The sequence below is a fragment of the Enterococcus sp. FR204 genome, assembly GCF_031143325.1.
Taxonomy (GTDB): Bacteria; Bacillota; Bacilli; order Lactobacillales; family Enterococcaceae; genus Enterococcus_B; species Enterococcus_B faecium.
Window position 1 is genome coordinate 1 of the sequence record NZ_JAKZIW010000041.1, and the last position, 18,927, is coordinate 18,927.

Annotated in this window: 17 protein-coding genes and 1 other annotated feature; of the genes, 10 read left to right on the forward strand and 7 right to left on the reverse strand. The window is 37.3% G+C overall.

The genetic code is table 11. From position 1 onward, the window contains the following. Positions 1 to 276 precede the first annotated feature (276 nt). The 3 genes from RG571_RS09450 to RG571_RS09460 all read left to right on the forward strand — a co-directional run bounded on the left by RG571_RS09450 (position 277) and on the right by RG571_RS09460 (position 4,757). Entirely contained in the window at positions 277 to 1,755 is a 1,479-nt protein-coding gene (locus RG571_RS09450; protein WP_308947585.1) for a helix-turn-helix domain-containing protein, read from the forward strand. Between the two features lie 286 nt (positions 1,756 to 2,041). Then, entirely contained in the window at positions 2,042 to 4,105 is a 2,064-nt protein-coding gene (locus tag RG571_RS09455; protein ID WP_136653498.1) for a bacterial Ig-like domain-containing protein, read from the forward strand. Positions 4,106 to 4,187: 82 nt separating this feature from the next. Then, positions 4,188 to 4,757 (forward strand): GNAT family N-acetyltransferase, encoded by a 570-nt coding sequence (locus RG571_RS09460; RefSeq protein ID WP_002287055.1) that lies wholly within the window; start codon positions 4,188 to 4,190, stop codon positions 4,755 to 4,757. Positions 4,758 to 4,931: 174 nt separating this feature from the next. Here RG571_RS09460 and RG571_RS09465 read toward each other — a convergent pair whose 3' ends face one another. Beyond that, positions 4,932 to 5,738: a hypothetical protein gene (locus tag RG571_RS09465; protein WP_308947584.1), complete on the reverse strand. Its 807-nt coding sequence runs from the start codon at positions 5,736 to 5,738 to the stop codon at positions 4,932 to 4,934. A gap of 137 nt (positions 5,739 to 5,875) precedes the next feature. Between RG571_RS09465 and RG571_RS09470 the strand changes: the two genes are divergently transcribed. Further along, a complete protein-coding gene (locus RG571_RS09470; RefSeq protein WP_002339034.1) occupies positions 5,876 to 7,390 on the forward strand; it encodes a flavocytochrome c in 1,515 nt (504 codons plus the stop codon). A gap of 459 nt (positions 7,391 to 7,849) precedes the next feature. Here the strand turns inward: RG571_RS09470 and RG571_RS09475 are convergent, their stop codons facing one another. The 6 genes from RG571_RS09475 to RG571_RS09500 all read right to left on the reverse strand — a co-directional run bounded on the left by RG571_RS09475 (position 7,850) and on the right by RG571_RS09500 (position 12,489). Further along, the gene (locus RG571_RS09475) at positions 7,850 to 8,833 is read right to left on the reverse strand and encodes an NAD(P)H-quinone oxidoreductase (protein WP_258430380.1); all 984 of its coding nucleotides are present in this window, start codon (positions 8,831 to 8,833) and stop codon (positions 7,850 to 7,852) included. Positions 8,834 to 8,837: 4 nt separating this feature from the next. Further along, on the reverse strand, positions 8,838 to 9,485 hold the full coding sequence (locus RG571_RS09480) for an NAD(P)-binding oxidoreductase (protein ID WP_002296930.1): 648 nt from the start codon (positions 9,483 to 9,485) through the stop codon (positions 8,838 to 8,840). An 84-nt stretch (positions 9,486 to 9,569) separates the two neighbouring features. Then, positions 9,570 to 10,202: an ECF transporter S component gene (locus RG571_RS09485; protein ID WP_002287046.1), complete on the reverse strand. Its 633-nt coding sequence runs from the start codon at positions 10,200 to 10,202 to the stop codon at positions 9,570 to 9,572. 15 nt (positions 10,203 to 10,217) lie between these two features. After that, positions 10,218 to 10,769, reverse strand: a complete 552-nt coding sequence (gene coaC / locus RG571_RS09490) for a phosphopantothenoylcysteine decarboxylase (protein ID WP_002287045.1) — start codon at positions 10,767 to 10,769, stop codon at positions 10,218 to 10,220. Beyond that, positions 10,766 to 11,503 (reverse strand): phosphopantothenate--cysteine ligase, encoded by a 738-nt coding sequence (locus RG571_RS09495; protein ID WP_002293460.1) that lies wholly within the window; start codon positions 11,501 to 11,503, stop codon positions 10,766 to 10,768. The genes coaC and RG571_RS09495 overlap by 4 nt, the downstream gene beginning before the upstream one ends. Then, a complete protein-coding gene (locus tag RG571_RS09500) occupies positions 11,500 to 12,489 on the reverse strand; it encodes an oxidoreductase (RefSeq protein ID WP_002339032.1) in 990 nt (329 codons plus the stop codon). The genes RG571_RS09495 and RG571_RS09500 overlap by 4 nt, the downstream gene beginning before the upstream one ends. 257 nt (positions 12,490 to 12,746) lie before the next feature. Here RG571_RS09500 and RG571_RS09505 point away from each other — a divergent pair, with 257 nt between their 5' ends. From RG571_RS09505 to RG571_RS09530, 6 genes are all read left to right on the forward strand, one after another. Beyond that, positions 12,747 to 13,289 carry a helix-turn-helix domain-containing protein gene (locus tag RG571_RS09505; protein WP_002287040.1) on the forward strand — a complete coding sequence of 181 codons (543 nt, stop codon included), beginning with the start codon at positions 12,747 to 12,749 and terminating at the stop codon, positions 13,287 to 13,289. A 16-nt stretch (positions 13,290 to 13,305) separates the two neighbouring features. Further along, positions 13,306 to 14,391: an ABC transporter ATP-binding protein gene (locus RG571_RS09510; RefSeq protein WP_258430381.1), complete on the forward strand. Its 1,086-nt coding sequence runs from the start codon at positions 13,306 to 13,308 to the stop codon at positions 14,389 to 14,391. An 11-nt stretch (positions 14,392 to 14,402) separates the two neighbouring features. Then, the gene (locus RG571_RS09515) at positions 14,403 to 15,209 is read left to right on the forward strand and encodes an ABC transporter permease (RefSeq protein ID WP_002287038.1); all 807 of its coding nucleotides are present in this window, start codon (positions 14,403 to 14,405) and stop codon (positions 15,207 to 15,209) included. Continuing rightward, complete coding sequence (locus tag RG571_RS09520; protein WP_002287036.1) at positions 15,210 to 16,037, forward strand: ABC transporter permease; 828 nt, start codon at positions 15,210 to 15,212, stop codon at positions 16,035 to 16,037. Next, on the forward strand, positions 16,034 to 17,107 hold the full coding sequence (locus RG571_RS09525) for an ABC transporter substrate-binding protein (RefSeq protein ID WP_002293464.1): 1,074 nt from the start codon (positions 16,034 to 16,036) through the stop codon (positions 17,105 to 17,107). The genes RG571_RS09520 and RG571_RS09525 overlap by 4 nt, the downstream gene beginning before the upstream one ends. A gap of 271 nt (positions 17,108 to 17,378) precedes the next feature. Further along, positions 17,379 to 17,606, forward strand: a binding site (T-box leader). Positions 17,607 to 17,666: 60 nt separating this feature from the next. Continuing rightward, a complete protein-coding gene (locus tag RG571_RS09530) occupies positions 17,667 to 18,797 on the forward strand; it encodes a 5-methyltetrahydropteroyltriglutamate--homocysteine S-methyltransferase (protein WP_002339031.1) in 1,131 nt (376 codons plus the stop codon). Positions 18,798 to 18,927 lie beyond the last annotated feature (130 nt).

An 18,927-nucleotide genomic window follows, 5' to 3' on the forward strand; every position in this document is an offset into this window, starting at 1 on the left:
AGTAAAAGAGCAGGACGGTGGCCGCCCTGCTCTTTTTTGTGGTTGTTTACGCAAATGGCGCAAATCTTGTACATTTTAACACAATAAAACAAAAAATATAGAATATTTCCTCATAAATTTTTCCATTTTTTGCAATATTCTCAAAAAAAAGATAAAAAATGAGAATAACTGATGAAAAAACAAGCATAATCCATCATAAAATCAGTATAGGTGAAAAGTTGAACTTTCATCTGCATATCAAGTAATTGGTATGAGGCATTTTTTGAGGTGTAGGATATGAAGTTGGATTACCTTATAGAAGAGGAAGATAGAGAAAAACTGCTGCTAGCTAGATATTTAGAATTTGAGAAAAAGAATTATGTAGTGCTACCTAAGTTATATGAAACATTAGGTTTGTCTAAATTTAAAACAAGAAATTATATCATAGAATTAAATAAAGAATTTACTGAATTCAAAACAAAGCCAGAGATCCAAATTTCAGAAGAAGCAGAGATCCATGTCGAACGTCTGAATTTGACGGATATCAAAAATTTAAGAAGAATCTACTTTCAACGATCAAAAATTGCTCGACTGTTAACGGAGATCGTGGATTCAAAAGTAACGATCGAAAAATTTGCAGAGAATCATTTTTTAAGCATATCAAGAGCCTATGTAAAAAGAAGAGAATTAGTCTCTTTTCTTGAACAGCATCAAATAAAGTTAAAGAAAAACATATTAGTTGGGGAAGAAATAAACATACGGAACGTATTATTTGGGGTATATTTCGGGGTCTTTAATGGTTTTTCTATGCCATTTAGAGAAAGCGTCATGAATGAAGCAAAGAGTATCGTGCAATATTTTGAATATCTGTTCAATTTAAAACTGTCTGCAACAAAACGAATCAAATTCAATTTGCTAACCACTATTAGTTTGTTGAGGGCCTATGGGAATCAACCAATCGGAAAACGTTTCTTTTCAGATGAATACTTTAAGAGCTCAGAAGGAATGAAGATCATCAAGGATTTATCACATATTTCTTTTCTTCATATCCCTAAAGAGCAGATCATTGATGAGATTTCTTATATCATGTTGTTTTTGATCACGGAAGAAGAATTTGAATTAGATGGCGCATTTGGACTTGCGGAAGCTCATTTTCATGATATCCACATGATTAGTCAAAAAATGTCAGTGGAATTGATTGATCAATTACCATTTTCGATTGAAATCTCTGAAGAAGAAAGACTATATATACGAAAAGAACTTCGTATGGGTATGATGTATGTCAATCGAAAAAATTGGATATTCGACTTTGAGATGACTAGCTTTACGTCTAACAAGCAGCTACAGTTTTTCTTTGAGACGTATCCAATATTCAGTACAGCAATCCAAAAGGTCATACAAGAGAATAAACGCTATTTCTTGGGAAAAGATGAACGTTTCATGATTCGCTTATTTTATGATTATCTCTTTTTATTGGTCGGTATTTGTCCGGTATCATATTTTGAAGCACCGATTCATGTCTGTATTGATTTTTCGCAAGGATCTGCTTATACCGATTACATTATTTCTCAAGTGAAAGGATTTAAAAATTACAATATTGTGATTGAGAGTCGAATCACTTCTCGTACGAATATTTATTTATCTGATTGTTTACTTGAAAAATTTAATAAAGAACAGATAATTTGGAAAAATCCACCGACTCCAGATGACTGGGAATATTTTGGAAATACCATCATCAGAGAAAAAAATAGACATTTAACTGAAAAAATCAGCTAGTATTTATGGATGGCAGCTTTGTCTCACATATTTATTAGCTGATTTATGTTTTTTTCAAAGAAAAGGTAACTAGATATAACTAGATATAACTAGATATAACTAGATATATTACTTAACAAAATTAAAAAGTACATAAGTTATTATTCCGATTTTCTTGAAACAATAAAAAATCAAAAAAAATACTCTCCTAATAGTCCATCTTGTTTTGATTTTATTTATATAATGAAATCATCTTATGAAAATTACTACTTCATGTTTAGACAAGAGTAGGGAGGACTAAGAATAAATGTGTTCAAAAAGACGTTCAAAACAACTAAATAAACACGCTTGTCGTTTAGATAAGGAACGGTCGTGTTCTGAAAAACACTACGTTAAGTTTATGATGCGCACGATGCTGATCAGTTTATCTGTAGGTGTCTATATGCATGTACCCGTTCAGGCAACGACACAAACCATCAAGGTCGTACGTACCTCTGTTTCTGAGACCACTGATTCCCCTATCACTATTACTCATACTTTCACTGATGCAAATGGAAAACAGCTACTTCCTGCATTGACTTCCTATAATAAAGTCAGTTATCCTCCAACGATAAACCACTACTGGTTAATTCCTAACAAAACATTATGGACATCGGAAACCGGAAGCAGTGTGCCGCTTTCTATCTTTTCCGATATGACTGATCCTACAAAAGGTGATCAGTTAAAACAGATCACTGATATTTTGAATCATGCTTTGACAGATATAAAGGACGGTGGAAGCGCACAAGTTTCTTATGTATATGAAAAAGATTATTCACAGTTTGAAGGAAAGAAAATCGATGTTCTGGCAGGGACAAAAGTTTCGATATCTGATCTGGTAGAAAGGCTGAAGAACGCAGATGGAACACAAGGAGATATGTCCAAAGTAATTTCAAACAATGGGAATATCGTGGATACGACTAATACAGGAACATCTACTATTTCCTTGTCCTATTTTGATCCAATTGCTTTAAAAACAATGACTGCATCTGCTGTGATCCATGTTCGTGCTGATCAAACAGCTATCAAAGGAAAAGATCTTCACTTAAGAACAGGAGAGAGTTACGCCCCTAAAGATCTTGTTGAATATGTAACAAAAAGCGATGGAACTTCAGGAAATAAAGAAGAAATCAAAATGAACGGGACAGTAGATACTACAACTCCGGGAGAATATCCCGTTGTATTAACTTATATAGACTCGAAAACATCAAATGTGGCAGAAACAACAGCTGTAGTTTATGTAGAAGCATCTGCTGCTTCATCGACTGTCATCACTCATTTTATAGATAGTCAAACAAATAAAGAACTTCAAGCAGAAACACATATGAGTAGTGTAAATCGTATTCCTGATTTGCGCCTACCTGCTGAATTTTCTGATCGAGTGCCAAATATAGATTTATCGACTTATGAACAAAATGGGAAAGTCACTTCTATTTCTGATTGGATGCAAGCAAACGGATTAGACAGAAAAAGTCACTGGTCGGAGATCCTTGAAGTACTTCACTCAGAACTGATGAATAATAGGAAGCAATCAGGAGGGGAAATTACCTTTACTTATGTTTATATACCAGACAATCGTTCATTAGAAGGTCATGATCTTATTGTTCATCCAAACGAAAAAATAAACAAAGAAGAGTTGATCCAATCAGCAACAAATTCCTTAGGTAAACCCGTACCGTTAAAGGATGTATCGGTTACAATCAACGGAGAACCATTGGAGGATGGTTATTTGACCAAACAGACAGGTGATTTTACGATTATGTATAGTTATCATGACCCGTATTCACTCCAAGAACTCCATGCTCAGTCGCTTTTACACGTTTTACCATTAAAAAAACAGATAAGACAAAAAGAACAAAAAAAACAAGAAGAAAACTTGTCAGAAAAAAAACAACAAATGGCTCATGCAGTTTCTCCAACAGGGGAAGCAAAGCAAACAAGAAATTTACAGCCAGCAAGAATATCTAGAAAAATCTCAGAATCTAATAAAACGATAAGGCAAGAAGCTCATTTAGCCCCACAAGTTTCTGGATTGGAAAATGAAATTTTAGAGCCTAAAATAAAACAACAATCAGAAAAAGAATTTGTTGCTAAACAGTCGGAAGATCAGAAGGAATCAGATGACCAGAAGGAAACGAAGAAAAAACGCTTGTCAACTATTGATTCTACCGATGAACATCCACAGCCGCAAGTACCACTTCCTAGTCCGGGAACACCCGCACCTGGTGGAGGTATTCCTTCTTCTTCTGCTTTAGGAGATTTCATGCGAGGTATCGCAGGAACATGGGTATACGCTAATCGAAATGAATTTGACGCAGATGACTGGTTCTGATTTATATCTCTATCTGTTATAGTCAAATAAGTAGCTGAGTCATACGTTATTTGGCATAATGGAGACGAGGAGGGATAGAAAAATGTTAGATAAAACGTTACCTTACGCAGAAATCTGGATGACAAGACCACTTCAACAAAATGTTCCAATCACGCCTTTAGCGGAAGGTTTTGAATTTCGATTTTATCAAAAAGAAGATGAATCTGCTTGGGCGGAGATTGAGACTTCCGTTGGGGAATTTCAAACGACAGATGAAGCACTTGAGTATTTTCAACAAAACTTTGCTCCTTATCCTGAAGAACTTGAAAGAAGGATGTTTTTTGTAGAGACAAAAAAAGGAGAAAAAGTAGCAACCTGTACCGCTTGGCGAAAAAAATCAAGAGAGCAAGTGTATCCGGTTTTTCATTGGTTAGCAGTGAAACCAGATTACCAAGGAAAAGGGCTCGCAAAAGCATTGACTGCCAGAGTCTTGCAAGAATTTCCTACCCTCCATACGGACGGACCAATCTATCTTCACACACAGACATGGAGCCATCAGGCGATTGCTCTTTATAAAAAAATGGGTTTTACTTTTATTGCTGAAAATCTAGACGGCACACCTAATCCAGATTATGAAAAAGTTATGCAGGTTTTAAGTAAATTAGATAAATAACGAAATGGTGAAATAAGTCCTCAGTATTGGGATAAAAAACGAAATAGTCATTCCTCATATCTTACTTTTTTGAGTTAATACTATCGGATAACTAATGGCATGCCATACATTCAAAAAAGAAGGGGCAGTGACAAAAGTATTGTCACTGCCCCTTCTCTTGTTTTTTAGCATGTTTTATCGTTTGATTTTTTTAGGAATAAAATTCTTGATGAACGTAAATTTTTGGTAATCGTTTCGACTATAGAGGTAACCAAATACACTGAAAACAACTGCTCCAATAAAATTAACAAATAAATCCTTCATAGTATCCATGATTCCCACGTCTAAGTAACCATTTTGGATGATTGTTTTATCTGTTTTACCATCTGCATTTTGACTTTCAATGATTGTCCGAGTGATATCTGGAACATGATAGACAGTTTTTCCGTCTTTACTTAACTCCACACTATTGATTTGCTGGATGATCGTATCTTTTTGCATATCGAATTGCAGTAATTTATCTGCTGAAAATTCCACAAACTCCCACATAACACCAACTGTCATCGAAAAACAGAAGGAAACAACTGCTAGTAATAAAGGAGTCAAGTTCATGGTTTTTGTATTTTTATTGAGCAAATAAACAAGGGAAAAGCCGACACCCCCAGCTAAAAATCCGCTGAATGCATGTAGAAAAGTATCCCACATTGAAAAATAGCCATAAAAATCACTTAACTCTCCTAAAACTGTTGAACTAAAAATAAAAGATAACAAAATGATTTCTAGCATATTTGGAATCTGTATCTTTAATATCTTTTCCAGAAAATAAGGGATTTCAAATAAAATTAGTGTCAGTAATAAAAGCATTGTATTTCCCCAGTGTTGGTTCCAGACCTGATCCACTAGCATAATAACGACGATGATACGTAATAAAATATAGATTCCGTTTGTGATTCTACCTGCAGTTTTTGTACTGTTCGTAAAAAAGGTTTTCAAATGATTCATAAAATAACTCCTTCATGTATATCCTTAATTATACTAAGAAGCGTGTGTTTACCAAAGCTATATGACTTAAAGAAAAACAGAGTTGATATTGTGAAAAAAATCACTTAATATAGTATAAGGAGAAAAGGGGGATACAAATGAAAAAATTAGTTGCTGGTTTATTAACAGCCGTTGCACTTCTTGCTATGAGCGCATGCGGCGCAGATCAGAAAAATACAGCGCAGACAAGTTCTAGTACGAAGGAATCTGCCGAAGTATCATCAGGCGCTTCTGAACAAGTATATACAGATCCAAAAGAAATGAAAGAATCTTATGATGTCGTGATTATTGGAGCTGGTGGTGCAGGGATGGCAGCAGCTATCGAAGCAAAAGATGCTGGGTTGAATCCAGTAATTTTGGAAAAGATGCCTGTTGCCGGAGGAAACACATCTAAATCATCAAGCGGTATGAATGCTTCAGAAACAAAATTTCAAAAAGAAGAAGGAATCAAAGACTCGAATGATGCCTTCTATGAAGAAACGCTAAAAGGTGGTGGAGGAACGAATGATAAAGAAATGCTTCGATACTTTGTCGATCACTCTGCTGATGCGGTCGATTGGCTAGATCAAAACGGTATCAAACTGGACAACTTAACGATCACTGGAGGGATGAGTGAAAAGAGGACACATCGTCCGTCTGATGGCTCGGCTATTGGTGGATACTTAGTGGAGGGGTTATTGAATAACGTCCATGAGCGAGAAATCCCTATTTTTGTCAACGCAGATGTGACAGACATTAAGAAAAATGGGGAAACGGTCAATGAAGTGACTGTACATGTTCAAGGAGAAGAACCAAAAGAGGTCACCGGAAAAGCAATCGTAGTTACCACAGGCGGTTTTGGTGCCAGCAAAGAATTTATTGAAAAATATCGTCCCGATTTAGCTGATTATATTACGACAAATCAAGAAGGATCAACTGGAGATGGTATCACCATGATTGAAAAATTAGGTGGACAAACCGTTGATATGGATAAAATACAAATTCATCCAACTGTGCAGCAGGATGAGGGGGTCTTGATTGGTGAGGTTGTTCGCGGAGAAGGAGCAATCTTGGTCGATCAAGAGGGGAAAAGATTTGTCAATGAAATGGATACAAGGGATAAAGTATCTGCAGCAATTACAGCATTGCCTGAAAAATCAGCTTATTTGATTTTTGACCAAGGCGTGCGTGATCGTGCCACAGCTATTGAATTTTATGACCAAAAAGGATATGTCACAACTGGAAAGACAATGGAAGAATTAGCAGAAAAAATCGATTTACCAAAAGAAACACTAGCAAAAACAGTTGATGGATGGAATACGGATGTTGCGGAGAAAAAAGATGCTCAATTCAACCGTGCCACAGCCATGGAACATGACTTATCGTCTCCAAATTATTATGCGATCAAAATCGCACCAGGAATCCATTACACGATGGGCGGTGTGAAAATCAATACGAACACTGAAGTATTAGATAAAGAAAACCAGCCAATTAGGGGGTTATATGCTGCTGGTGAAGTCACAGGTGGCTTACATGGAAACAACCGGATCGGTGGAAATTCAGTTGCGGAGATCATTATTTTTGGGCGACAAGCGGGCATAAAAGCAGCTCGATTTGCTTCGGAAAATGAATGAAATAGAACGTAAATAAAAAGAGGTTGTGAAATCAGTGTTTTGACCTGAGTATTAGAGAAACAAACGGCAAAATAGTTCCTCATATTTTGCCGTTTTTTGAGCTAATACCGAGGGTCAGCTGATTGAATACCGTTTAGTGAAGAGGTTGTGAAAAAGCTGCCCTGCATCAAGTAATAAGAACAGCCAAGTAAAAACAGCTTCTTATGTTTTTAACTTGGTTGGACTTATTACCGCAGATGCAAGCTTTTGAACACCGTTTATTCGGAAAAAGAGCGTGGGACAAAAGTAAAGAACACTTTTGTCTCACGCTCTAAACACGTATAAACGGCGGAAGCAGAAGCAACTCCTTCGGAAATAAGCTGAAATTCACAAAAATTTGAAAAGCAATTTTCGTGAATTTCTTCTTATTTCTTGGAGTTAAACGCTTCTGTCCCAGCCTCTTTTTTGATCAGCATGATTTTATTCAGTTATCTTCAAAATGATTTTTCCGATGTTTTTGTTTGCTTCCATATATTCATGCGCTTGTTTGACTGCGCTGAATTGGAATGTACGGTCAATGATTGGCCGAATCTTGCCATTTTCTAGAAAAGGCCCAGCTTTTTGCATAAAAGTTTGTGCGAGCTCTGCTTTATACTGATCACTTCTAGGTGTCAATAATGTACCAAGCAGTTGGACACGTTTCCCAATCAATACACCAAGGTCTATCTCAGGCACGATGGTCCCACCTAGCATACCAATCAAGACCCAACGTCCATCAACGGCTATAGAAGCTAAATTCTTTTCCCAGTAAGAAGCGCCGATGAAATCCAAAATAACATCGACTCCCCGACCTTCAGTGATTTTTCGTACCTCTTCTTGAAAGTCTTGTTTTTTATAGTTGATCAATTCATCTGCACCAAGTTCTTTACAAAAGGCGAGTTTTTCTTCTGATCCTGCAGTAACGATGATTTTCGCGTGAGAAAGCTGTCTAGCTAATTGGATCGCTGCTGTTCCCACACCACTTGCTCCTGCATGGATCAAGACAGTTTCACCTTCTTGTAATTTTCCAAGCCAGTAAAGTGTTTGATAAGCAGTCAAAAAAACTTCTGAGATTCCAGCAGCAGAAACATAGTCTAACGTATCAGGGAGAAGGATTGCACGATCGGCAGGCATCACAGCATATTCGGCATAACCACCTAGATTGACTAATCCGTACACTTTTGTCCCAGGAGTAAAAGTGGAGATATCACTTTTATTCTCAACTACCTCTCCAGCTACTTCGACTCCCAAAATAGGGTAGGGAGGTTTCAAAGAGACTGATTCTCTTTTCATAATATCTGTTCGATTGACAGCTGCTGTATGGACTTTGATCAGTAATTCGCCTTGTTTTGGTTTAGGAACAGGCACTTCAATTTGTTCTAATACATCTATAGAACCAGGATGCTTGATTGAAATGGCACGCATGGATCTATTCCTCCTTTGCCCATTCTTGGAATGCTGTATTCAACTCTTTGCTACCTTCAGAAAGTACTAGAGTCGTACGAGAAATATCCGTTTCTTCCACTAGAGCGGCAAGTACAGCAGCAACTGTAGAGCGAGTGATCGTTTTTGATGCCTTCTCATTAGGCTTAGTTAATTGAATGGAAGTAACTTCTTCATCGTTAGTCAATGTGACTGGTTGAAGAATGACAAAATCTAAGTTAGTTCGTTTCAGCCATTCATCTGCATAATGTTTAGTAATATAATAATCTGTCATGGACTCAGGCCATTTTGCTGGTTCATCTGCATAAACAGCACTGACCATCAGATAGCGAGAGACATGCGCATTTTCAGCTGCGATCACTGTTTTGATTGCGCCATCCAAGTCTACTTGCAGAAGATTCTTTCCTTGAGAGCCGGCAGCAAAAATTAATACATCGATGCCTTTGAATGCTTCGGTCATTTTTTCCACGGACCAAGTTAAATCAAAAGAGACATACGAAACATTCTCTTTTTTTACTAATGTTTGGGAAGCGACATCTCTTACCCCTGCAAAAATTTCATGGGAACTTGGAGCTAAATCTTTTATCAGGTGTCGGCCAATTTGTCCGTTTGCACCTACAACAAAAATTTTCATTTGGATCATCCTTTCGACGTCAAATCTTTCCATTCAATAGTAACACCAAAAGAGAAAAAAATCAGAGATCGGCTACGATGACTATCAGTTAGTAAGAGAAGGGTGCTTGAAGTATCTTAACAAGACATTGCATACTGCTGCAGTCGCAAGACCTGCGACGATTCCTTCAGGTATACCACTTGTAAAAATAACCGCTAGAATAGCTGAATAAACAGCATTTAAATTTGTTCCGATGACTTTGGCATAATCTTGCTGGAATAAAAAGTAGATCATATTCATCACTAAAATCGTATTGGTCAATGAACCGGAAAGTCCAGCTAAGAATAAAGAAACGGAATCTGCTTTTTGTTTCATTAGTTTGCGCAGACCTTTATAAACGAAATAAGGAACCACCCCAATCAAGATACGAGGAATAAACGCGATCAGCAAGGCTTTCCAGCTTCCATGTTCTGTTCCGATGACTGGGATAAACGGAGAAAAGACAAAAGACAAAGGTGTTTGGATAACTGTGCTACGGATCATGCTGATCAGTCCAAATGTACCGCCAAGAAAAGCACCTAGTCTTGGTCCTAAAACGATCGAAGCAATGATTACAGGAATATGCATGGTTGTTGCATTGATTGGACCGATAGGGATAAAACCTAAAGGCGTAACAGCTAATAAAATCAAAATAGCTAAAAACATCGCAGTTAATGTAAAGTTTTTTGTATTTTTCATAAGTACTCCTTTTTTCTAAGCATTTCTTTCATTAAGAGTCAGCATGACCTGTTCGATGATCGTCTGAATATCAGCTAAGGCACCTTTTCCAAAATCTCCACAAGCTAAAAGAGATTCTCTTGGTTCAATTTCCTGATAGCCGACAGATCTCAATGTTTCCAGATTACGCTGAGTGATCGGGTTTTGATACATATTCGTGTTCATGGCAGGGGCAATCAATTTTGGTGTTCCCACTGGAAGCGCCATTGCGACTGTTGAAAGAAGATCGTCTGCAATGCCATTTGCTAGCTTGCCGATAATGTTTGCTGTAGCAGGCGCGATGAGAAACAAGTCAGCTTGTTTTGCTAGTTCGATATGATTGATTACCTGCGGATTTGATTCTTGCATGACGTCTGTATGGACTGCGCGCTTCGACAGAGATTGCAAGGTTAATGGCGTGATAAAATGTGTGCTGCTTTTAGACATAATCACATCTACCTGGGCACCTAATTTGACGAATTGACTTGTAAGATCAGCGCTTTTGTAAGCAGAAATACTTCCAGTAACGCCTAGTAAGATCTTTTTCATTTTGATTCCTCCAGTCTAATTTTCTCAGTAATCAATGCAGCAATCTCAGATTTACTTTGAGCTTCTTCCACTGTTCCATCTTTAGATAAGAGATAGCCGTGGTGTGTCTCGCCATGGATTTCCGTCAAATCATTTGCGAAAATAAAATCAGTTTTGTTATTTATCAGACTATTTTTTGCGACTGCCAGAAGAGATTCCTTTGGTACATCTACTAATAGTTTGAAACCAATGATTTTTGCTTTTGGCTGCCATTCACGTAGATAAGAAATGATTTTTGGTGTTTTCTTCAAAACGAGTACAAGATGCTCGGTGTCAGAAGAGATCTTTGAAACAGTGGTATCTGTCTGTTCATTTTCCGCAAACCAATTGTCCAGTTCTTCTTGCGTTGAAGAAGTGGGTAGGTTTTTTGCCAGCTGTTCTTCTGAAAAACTAAAAGCAGGAGTAAAATCACTGACTGCCATACTGTGGATAATCGCATCGTAGTGTTCTTTTTTCGTTAGTGCTTCTAATTGTAAAAATAAGTCCAGTGCAGATTCGATCGTATAAATCGTTATATTGGAGTGTCTTTTCGGTTTCAGTGCTTGTTTCGTAGTCACGTAATCGATTGTGGTATCCGGATTGGCAGCTAAATAATCAGCTAATGCTTGCCCTAATCGTCCTGTCGAATGATTTGTAATAGCACGTACTTGATCGATTTTTTCAGTCGTTCCTCCAGCTGTGATTAGAATCTTCATTTATGGTCACCTACATTTACTAGTGTTCTTCCTTGGTGTGTTCCAGCAAGTAGTTTAGATGCTGTTTCAGGCAATTGATCCAGAGTAATCTCTTGGACGACCAGTTCATCTGCAATCTGCAAATCCGCCATCTGTTGCCATAAAAAAAGACGTTGATCTATTGGTACATTGACAGAATCAATTCCAATCAACTGGATGTTTCGCAGAATAAAAGGCAAGACAGTCGCGTTTAGTTTGATTCCCCCAGCATTGCCACATAAAGCTACTGCACCGTTATAAGAGATCAATGGAAGAAGACTACTTAACTGCTCGCCACCTACTGTGTCGATGACATAGTCGATTTGCTGTTTTCCTAAAGCTTTTGTTGTCTCTGGCAGAAATTCATCAGGTCGTACGACTTGAGAAGCACCTAGACTTTTTAGCCATGTGACAGACTCTTCTTTTCTGGAAAAGGCAATGATTGACTGGAATCCTAGTGTATGTAACAGAGCTATCGCTGTACTGCCTACACCGCCAGAAGCACCAGTAACGACAACTTTTTTATCGGAGGTCATACCTTGACGGATTAAAGCGTTCACACATAACATAGCAGTAAAGCCTGCTGTACCAAGGATCATCGCTTGACGCAGCGTCATATTTTTTGGTAGAGGAACTAACCAGTCTCCTGGTACTTTTTGATATTGGCTATAACCGCCTGGATGGGTGACGCCAAGCCCAAAACCAGTAGCAAGTACAAGATCTTCTTTTGAAAAACGTGGATTGTTACTTTGGACGACAGTTCCGGATAAATCAATCCCTGGAGTCATCGGATAGGTTCGTATCACCTGACCAGATTCGCTCATTGCCAATGCATCTTTGTAATTGACATCAGAATAGGCAATTTTTACCAAGACTTCATTTTCAGCCAACTCAGTAAATGTCAGATCACTGATTGCTGTATGGAAAACAGGTTCCTTTATTACCTGAAAAGATCGAAAAGCGTTCATTCGTGAGACACTCCTTTTAAAATTTTCTTTTATCATACCATAAAGCCTACTCTTTTATTCTTGTTCTTCCGTAAATTTAGACAAAAATTAGGTGAAAAATAAAGAATCAAACAACTAGAATTTATTCCAAAAGATAAAGAAATATTCAGCAAAAAAAATTTTACAAAGGGTTGCCTTTTTCAATAAATTTCGTATACTAATACGAGTGGTAGTAAACAGGAAGTTTACTATTAGAAAACTTCGATTCGGAGGAAATTATGGAAATTGGTGAGAAGTTAAGAAATTTGCGCATCCAAAAGAATTTGACACAAGAAGAACTAGGCGAACGCACAGATTTGTCAAAAGGGTATATTTCCCAGTTGGAACGAGATTTAAGTTCACCATCAATGGAAACATTCTTTTCTATTCTTGAAGTCTTAGGTGTGACTCCAGAAGAATTTTTTCATCAAGAAGCAGCGAATCTGCAAGTGGTTTATTCAAAAGAAGATCATACGGTTTATTTCGATGAAGAAAACGGGTATGAATTGGAATGGCTCGTGGCTGATTCGAATGAAAAAGAAATGGAACCTGTCTTGCTGACTTTTGAAGGTGCAGGAGAATATAAGACGTTTGAACCTTCATTATCTGAAACGTTTATTTTTGTATTAGAAGGGGAATTAGAGTTAAGCTTAGGAGAGACGGTCTATGTGGCAAAAGCAGGACAGTCGATCTATTATCAAGCGACAAAACAACATCAATTAAGGAATCATCTCAAAAAACGAACAAAAGTATTGATTGTTGCAACGCAATCATATTTGTAATATAGGGGGTAAAAACGTGGGGAAACCAATCATTTCATTTGATCAAGTAGTGAAACGCTATGATGATGAAACAGTATTAAAAAAAGTAAGTTTTGAGATCGAACAAGGAAAATTTTATACACTGCTTGGTCCTTCCGGCTGTGGCAAAACAACGATCCTACGTATTATAGCTGGATTCACCGAAGCTACAGAAGGGGACATCTATTTTGAAGGGAAACGGTTGAATGATTTGCCAGCTAATAAGCGACAAGTAAATACAGTCTTCCAAGATTATGCACTTTTTCCTCATATGAATGTTTTTGATAACGTTGCTTTTGGATTGAAGATCAAGAAAATGTCCAAATCAGATATCGAAAAGAAGGTAAAAGATGCTTTGCGTATGGTCCAGCTTCCTGGATACGAAAAACGGGAGATCAGTGAAATGTCTGGTGGTCAAAGACAGCGTGTAGCGATTGCACGAGCAATTGTAAATGAACCGAAAGTATTGCTACTAGATGAACCGTTATCGGCGCTTGATTTGAAACTACGTACAGATATGCAGTATGAACTGCGGGATCTGCAACAACGATTAGGAATCACGTTTATTTTTGTTACTCATGACCAAGAAGAAGCGTTGGCAATGAGTGATGAGATTTTTGTCATGAATAAAGGGAAAATCGTCCAAAGTGGTACACCCGTAGATATTTATGATGAGCCAATCAATCATTTCGTTGCTGATTTTGTTGGGGAGAGCAATATCGTGGACGGTGTAATGATCGAAGATAATCTAGTTGAGTTTGTTGGTAAGCAATTTGAATGTGTCGATGGCGGGATGTGTCTAAATGAACCAGTTGAAGTTGTTTTACGCCCAGAGGATTTGACGATCACGACACCAGATAAGGGAAAACTAGTCGTAACGGTCGATACTCAGCTGTTTCGTGGTGTCCATTATGAAATCATCTGTTATGATGAACAGCAAAATGAATGGATGGTCCATTCAACGAAAAAAGCTAAAGAAGGAAGCAAAGTAGGATTGGCCTTTGAGCCAGAAGATATCCATGTCATGCGTTTCAACGAGTCTGAAGAAGAATTCGATGCACGTCTTGACAGCTACGAAGAATAGGGGGGACAAGAATGAAAACAATGCGCAGGATCTATTCCGTCCCTTATATTTTGTGGCTCGGTTTATTCGTGATCGCGCCTGTATTAATGATCATTTATCAATCTTTTTTTGATATGAATGGGCAATTCACGCTGAATAATTATCTATCTTATTTTACGTCGGGGACATCGCTTTCTATGACGATCAATTCTGTATGGTATGCTTTTTTGATCACGTTTTTCACGCTGATCATCAGTTACCCGACTGCTTATTTTTTAACAAAACTGAAGCACAAGCAATTATGGCTGATGCTGATTATTTTGCCTACATGGGTGAATCTGCTGCTTAAAGCTTACGCATTTATTGGGATTTTCAGTGTGCACGGCAGCGTGAATCATTTCTTTGATTTTATCGGGATCGGGCCGAAACAGATATTATTCACAGACTTCAGTTTTCTGTTCGTGGCAACGTATATCGAGATTCCATTTATGATTATGCCAATTTTCAATGCATTGGAAGAGATGAATCCTTCTTTGATCAGTGCTAGTAGAGATTTAGGCGCGAATAGCTTTGAGACCTTCCGACGAGTGATTTTTCCGTTATCATTAAATGGTGTGAAAAGTGGTGTCCAAGCAGTATTTATTCCTTCTCTTTCTTTATTCATGCTGACTCGTCTGATTGGCGGAAATCGGGTGATCACTTTAGGAACGGCTATCGAACAGCATTTCTTGGTTACACAAAACTGGGGGATGGGTTCTACAATCGGTGTGATTTTAATCATTGCTATGTTCATCGTGATGCTCCTGACAGGCGAGAAGAAAAAAGGAGGTCGCTCATAAATGAAAAAATTTAAATGGTCGTATCTTTATTTAGGGATTGTTTTTTTATTCTTATATGCACCGATCTTCTATCTGATTTTTTATTCCTTCAATGAAGGAGGAACGATGAACAGCTTTACAGGATTTACTTGGGAAAATTATGAAGCTGTTTTTGAAGATACACGTTTGATCATTATCGTATTGAATACGTTCATGCTGGCTTTCTTATCTGCATTGATCGCCACGATCATCGGGACATTTGGGGCTATGGGAATCTATTACACGAAAAAACGACGTGCACGGACAGCGTTGTTGAGCATGAATAACATCTTATTAGTCTCTCCTGATGTTATTATCGGTGCTAGTTTCTTGATTTTCTTTACACTACTAGGATTCGGATTAGGTTTTCAGAGTGTATTGCTTTCCCATATTGCTTTCAGCATTCCAATCGTCGTCTTGATGGTCTTGCCAAAATTGCAAGAAATGAACGATTCAATGGTTGATGCAGCTAGAGATCTTGGTGCTAATAATTTCCAAGTAGTCAAAAATATCATTTTGCCTTATCTTTCTCCAGGAATCATAGCTGGATATTTTATGGCATTTACCTATTCTCTTGATGATTTTGCGGTTACGTTTTTCGTCACAGGAAATGGCTTTACGACGCTCTCAGTAGAGATTTATTCTCGTGCAAGACAAGGAATCAGTTTAGAAATCAATGCGCTAAGTGCGTTAGTTTTCTTGTTCTCCATGATATTGGTCATTGGATACTACTTCATTAGTAAAGAAAACCGTCCAAAACGGCTGAAGAAAAACAGAAGAGTACGCGAGGGGGTGGCACGGCTACGATGAAAAAATTACAATCTCTGTTTTTAGGTATTCTCATCATTATTGCGGTGCTGCTGCTTGGTGTTCGTCAACTTGAAAAAACAAGTGGCATGAGTGGAGCAAAGGTACTTACCATCTATAACTGGGGAGATTATATCGATCCTAGTTTGATCACGAAATTTGAAAAAGAATATGGATACAAAGTGAATTATGAAACATTTGATTCTAATGAAGCGATGTTCACAAAAATCCAGCAAGGTGGGACAAACTACGACATCGCTATACCAAGTGAATATATGATCCAAAAAATGATCAAAGAAAAACTAGTACTTCCATTAGATCATTCGAAGATCAAAGGATTAAATAATATTGATCCACGATTTTTAGACTTGGATTTTGATCCAGATAATCAGTATTCGATTCCATATTTTTGGGGAACTTTAGGGATCGTATATAACGATAAATTCTTTGATGCAGATCAAATTAAGCATTGGGATGATTTGTGGAAGCCGGAATTAAAAGACAGTTTGATGCTGATTGACGGTGCACGAGAAGTTATGGGGCTTTCTTTGAATAGTTTAGGCTATTCTTTGAATAGTAAGAATATGGCACAGCTGACAGAAGCAGCAAATAAATTGAATCATTTAACACCAAATGTCAAAGCAATCGTGGCAGATGAGATCAAAATGTATATGATCAATGAAGAAGCCTCCGTGGCAGTGACATTTTCTGGCGAAGCTGCCGATATGATGTGGGAAAATGAACATTTACATTACGTAATCCCACCAGAAGGTTCCAATCTTTGGTTTGATAATATCGTTATGCCAAAAACCGTGAAAAATAAAGAAGGTGCCTATGATTTCATCAACTTTATGCTAGAACCGGAAAATGCGGCACAAAATGCAGAGTATATTGGTTATTCTACACCAAATGAAAAAGCAAAAGCGTTATTGCCAAAAGACATTTCGTCGGACGAACAATTCTATCCATCTGATGACACGATCTCCCATCTTGAAGTCTACGAAGATCTAGGATCGAAATACCTAGGCATCTATAATGACCTATTCTTAGAATTCAAGATGTATCGGAAATAGCGAGAAAATAAGCAAATTTGCATAACTATAATAAAAAGGACTTAGTTTTGATGGGAAATTTTTCAAAATTAAGTCCTTTTTTATGTGGTTGAAACGGGTATGATCATTTTAAGGAAGTGATCTAAGATGAAAGGACGACTGAACAATTATCATATTAGAAAAGCTTTATTGTATTCCACAAACAAATTACTAAGAATAACAAATTAGTTTTTGTTTGTTCTTATTCCCTATTGACTTTTCTTTCAAACATGCTATTCTAATTTTATTCTAATAGTATCCGATGAGAAGGGAAGTAGACAGAAAATGGTTCAAGAGAGGCTTTGGTTGGTGTAAAAAGCTAGAAGTTGACTGTCGAAAATGGCCTTAGAGGATTTTTTGTCGAAAGGTAGGCAAAAACGAACAGTCTTTCGTTACCAAGACCACTGATTTTATTGTCAGGCTGAGAGAAAGAATGTTTTTTCTGAAAAAAGGTGGTACCACGAGTATAATCGTCCTTTTACTAGTATTTGCTAGTAAAAGGATTTTTTTTTACAAAAAAACAAAGAAAAGAGTGAGTGAAATGAGCAAAAACAAACCATTTACAGTAGATCATGTCGGAAGTTTCTTACGCCCGCAATCGATCAAAGAAGCAAGAAAAAAAGTTCAAGAAGGCTTACTTTCAAAAGAAGAACTTCGTGCAATCGAAGACCAGGAAATAAAAAAATTAGTGGAAGACCAAAAAGCAGTCGGCATCAAAGGAATTACAGATGGTGAATTTCGGCGTGGATTTTGGCATCTTGATTTTTTAGAAGAACTAAATGGTATCGAAGGCTATGTTCCAGAAACTGGATATAATCAAACATTCCACGGAAAAGCAGCACCAGCTTATAATATTCGGGTAGTAGATAAATTATCTTTCAATCCAAATCACCCATTTTTAAAAGATTTTGCTTTTCTGAAAGAAGTAGTGGAAACAGATGATACTTTTGTTGCAAAAGCAACGATCCCTAGTCCCACGATGATTTTACGACAAGAGATCCTATCTAATGATGGTTCTTCAAAAATCAAGGAGATTTATCCTGATCTATCTGATTTTTATGAGGACTTGTCCTCTACTTACAAAGCAGCGATTCATGCTTTTTATGAAAAAGGTTGCCGTTACCTGCAATTCGATGATACAAATTGGGCGTTTCTAGCTGATCAAACTAAAAGAGAAGCACTTCTTCAAAAAGGAATTGATCCGAAAGAAATGGCCCATATTTGTACAGAGATTATCAATAACGCACTGGAAGACAAACCAGAAGATTTGACGATCACAACACATATCTGCCGCGGGAATCACGCTTCTTCTTGGCTGTTTTCCGGTGGATATGAACCCATTGCAGAAGAGTTGTTTTCAACAAATTATGATGGTTTCTTTTTGGAATACGATTCTGACCGAGCAGGAGATTTTACTCCTTTAAGACATTGGAGTAACAAAGAAAGTAAAGTTGTTTTAGGATTAGTTACTTCTAAGTTTCCAGATTTGGAAGATACGGAGAAAATAAAAGAACGAATAAAAGAAGCACAACAATTTGTACCATTGGAAAATCTAAGTATCAGTCCTCAATGTGGGTTTGCTTCAACAGAAGAAGGAAACCATTTAACAGAAGAAGAACAATGGAAGAAAATCCAATTATTGCAGCAAGTCGCAAAAGAAGTTTGGCTATAAAAATGTGAGGCTTGGCAAAAAAAAGCGTCCCAAAAAGTCGGCTTTTCATGGAGTGGAGAAATCCACTCTTTTTTATTTACCTTTTATATTATTTATTTGTTAAATAAATAGGAACAAAAAAATTAAATTA